The organism is Verrucomicrobium sp. BvORR106 (assembly GCF_000739655.1).
Classification (GTDB): domain Bacteria; phylum Verrucomicrobiota; class Verrucomicrobiia; order Verrucomicrobiales; family Verrucomicrobiaceae; genus Verrucomicrobium.
In genome coordinates, this window is record NZ_BATR01000043.1 from 1 (window position 1) to 3,624 (window position 3,624).

At 59.7% G+C, this 3,624-nt stretch carries 2 protein-coding genes; both read left to right on the top strand.

Features of this window, described 5'->3' with window-relative positions:
* Window positions 1-482: 482 nt before the first annotated feature.
* On the top strand, window positions 483-869 hold the full coding sequence (locus tag BV106_RS06585; protein ID WP_038162313.1) for a BlaI/MecI/CopY family transcriptional regulator: 387 nt from the start codon (window positions 483-485) through the stop codon (window positions 867-869).
* A complete protein-coding gene (locus BV106_RS06590; protein WP_038162315.1) occupies window positions 866-2,749 on the top strand; it encodes a M56 family metallopeptidase in 1,884 nt (627 codons plus the stop codon). Before BV106_RS06585 ends, BV106_RS06590 begins: the two co-directional genes overlap by 4 nt.
* The last annotated feature ends 875 nt before the right edge of the window (window positions 2,750-3,624 follow it).

Consider the following 3,624-nt stretch of genomic DNA (forward strand, 5'->3'; position numbering starts at 1 on the left):
GGCTGGGATGCCTCCGGCATTCTAATTCCCTGCCCATATCCCCAAGGTGGCGGCTCGTGCTTCGCCTGACCCTGCACTTGCGCAAGCGCGTCAGAGCAGAGTTACGGGCGCTGGGCAGTTTTTCCCACAGCTTCACATGCGCGAGTGCCCCCAAGGAGCGGCGGTTTGTGCTTGCACAACCGCTGAGGGGAAACGGAGTGGCAGATCGCCAAATACCCACCGCCCTATGATGTCTTGCCGCCGCTATCTTGCTCGGAAGCATGCTGCCTCCGGCAACCAACGGCGGTTGTGCAAGCACAAACCGCCGCTCCTTGGACTCAGCTTGCATCTTCCTTGGCCCACAGAACGCGCCGAGACAGCAACAGTTCCGACGGCAATTCAGTCCACAGCTCTACGGCCAAACACATCCCCATAAGCATGCGCCTGTTGAAAAATCAACACGTTGGTTGACAACACGTCGCTCTGTTGATATTTCAACAGGCATGTGGGAGTCATCAAAAGCCCAAGACCTGAGCCGGAGAGAGCGGCAGGTGATTGAGATTGTCATGCGACGGGGCAAGTCCACCGCCCGAGAGATCGAGGAAGAACTTCCTGAGGCGCCGACCTACTCCGCCGTGCGCTCGATTCTTCGCCTCCTGGTGGAGAAGGGGATGTTGGTTAAAGAGAAGGTCAACGGCCGGGACGAGTTCAAGCTGCCAGTACCCCAGGCTGCGGCCAAGACGAAGGCGCTGCATGAGTTCGTGAAGAACTTCTTCGCCAACTCCGTCGCGGATGCTGCGCTGGCCTTGCTGGGGCATCAGAAAACGAAGCTGACCGACGAAGAAGCCGATCAACTCAGCCGCTTGATCGAGGAGGCTCGGAAGAAATGAGCCTCCTGCTTTCCTATTGGGTGCTGATTCAGGAGTTGTACCCTGCCTTGACGGTGGCGCTTCTGGCGGCCTTGAAGGTGGCGGCGATCTACCTACTGGCGTCCATCTTTAGTTGGTGGGGCAGAGGACGGTCCGCGCTTTTCCGGTCCTGGTTGTGGCGGGCAACGTTTTGCGGCTGGCTGGTCACGCTGGTTTGGGTGGTGGCTCCAAGCTCCCTGGGGAGACTGGGAGGGCTCACGACTCTGACGGGGCAGGAGAACGAATTGCCGGAGGATGTGCGGGCCTATCTGGAGCATTCGCCCAAGACAGGATCGCGGGCTTGGGAGCTTGCCCCGCAAGGTTCCAGGCAGGTGTTTCTCGCTGCACCTTCCAAGGCGGAACTTCCACCGTGGGTTCATCCTGCGGATCATGAAGTCGCGCGGTTTCATCTGCAGAAGCCGTTGCTGAGGGAACCGGAGCGCTGGTTGATTCCCCTCTGGGTTGGCGGGGCGGTTTTGGTTGCAGGTTGGCGGCTCGCCAGAGCGGCGTGTGGTCTGGGGTGGCTTCACCGGCATGGTCAGGCCGCAGAGGTGCTGCTCGTGGATCTGGTGGTCAGAGAGTCGAGGAATCTACAGATGGCGCACGTTCCGTTTTGCCGGGTGGTGCCGGGGCTGGCCACGCCATTGTTGACCGGTGCGACGGGCGCGACCATCTGGCTGCCGTTGTCATTTGCCTCCTGGCCTCAGGAGACGGTCCGGTTCGCGGTGCAACACGAACTGGCCCACTTGCAGCGGAGGGATGGTCTCTGGCAGTGGATCGGGCTCCTGACATCGGCTGCTTGGTGGTGGCATCCTCTGGCCTGGAGGGCGTTCGCGAAATTGAAGCTGGAAGCCGAGTATGCGGCGGACGAGCTGGTGGCGCGCCAGACAGACCGTGGACCTGACTACGCTCAAGCGTTGTTGGAGATCTCGCGAACCCCTGTCACACCCAAGGGGCAGGCCGCAGGGGTGGCCATGGTCAGTGAGTCCGCGGTGGGTGATCGCATCAAGACCATCCTCGCGGAATCGACGTGGAAGGGTCGACTTGGCTTTGGAGGCAAGTGTTGTTCCTTTCTCCTATTGCTGACAGCGATGGCCCTTGCCAGCATGAGCGTGCAGTCTGCTTCTGGCTTGTCACGGTCATCGAAGCCTCTGGACAAGGGCGATGCGCAACTCGTCCGCGAGACATTGAACAACCTCCTTGCCAAGCACGAACGTCTGCGGCGGCTCAAGTTGGAAGCTGAGTACAAGGAAACCACGGTGCGGACCCCTGGTGTCGCATACAAATTTCCGAAAAACATGCCAGGGATGCTGCTCACAGAGGTGCAAATCGACATGGATACCTGGACAGAAGCCAGGACGGAGCAGGCGCGATATCTGGTGGAAGGAAGAGCGGAAGACGGCCGTCCGTTGGCAGCCGAGTGGGTGGAGAAGAATCCGCTCTACCCAACGGGAGTGAAAGTCGACCTTGGCTTTCGACATGAATATGAACTGATGCGAATCCTCAAAGTCTTGCTGGAGGCGGGCCGGCCAGACGGCTGGGGAGGGACACCCTACGTGGTGCAATTGGGTTCACGGAAGGGGAACAGGACGTTCGAGCTTGCCGTGATGCGCTACCGGAAAGCGCCGATTTTGCTTCAGAGCTACACGCAGTACATTGTGGACATTGATCGTGGACTGCTCAGAGAAGTGCGAATCGTGGAGGGCGATCGCCGCAACGAAGAGCCTAACCTATTGTGGCAACTCGTGGAGCCGTTGGAGAGTCCGGAAGGGATCTGGTACCCGCGCCGCTACCGGGTGCAAAATCGCTGGAACGTTCAGGAGGTCGCCATCAAGGGGCTCGAGGTAGTGGGTGCACCTTGAACCTGCCCCCTTGCAGCGTCGATAGCCGATTGACATCGGAGCAGGGTGCCTGGGAAGTGGCATGCGCCAGCGTCCTGCGCGTGGCGGGGGCCGAGCCTGTCGAAACTTGGTGGCCTCGGCGGGAAGGCGAGGGCTGCAGACGCTTCAGCCAGTGCCTGCCAAGGAACCCAGGATGCGAAAGGCACTCAGACCGCCACAACTCCTTCGGAGTAGAGTTTTTAAGAACCCAGACCCAACGTAGACTCGGTGGAAGCTCGTCAACGTTGGGCTTTTAGCCCCATCCTCTTCGAGGAAGAACTTCGACTGAGCCCGTGGGAACCGACTCTGGCTTAGCTCTCAGTAGGTCCCCTCAGAGGAATTGGGCCTGAAGGGCCCGCAGAACCCAGCCCAGGGGCATAGGCCACGAAGTGGACGGAGACCCTGGGTACCTCCATAGAGGATGATCAGGTGGGAAGGCTGACAGCATCCGCTACCGGTCATTTTTATCAACACCTCCACGTCGGCGGGACCTGATGTCATGTGCTGACTGACGTTCGCGGCAAGATGCCGCAAACAGCACGCAGGATGCGTGCCCTGGCTTCTCCGGCACAGGTCATTTTGAGAAATCGCCAGCCCCCGTTTCGTCACCTTGCGGTTCCTTGGCAGGCACTAACTTCCCGGTCTGCGATGTTTCCCCGTGGAGTGCCCACCAAGGACCCAAGGGGTGCTCTGGCATCTGGACGAGCAATCTCCCTGACTCAGCCATCCTCGTACCGCACTTCCCACCGCGGTTATGACACCATAGACACCCTTTTTCCAAGTTACGCCAAAAAGCCCCCCCTCCTCTTTCTCGGTGAACTACCAAAAAGGGTGTCTATGGTGTCATAGGGAACTGT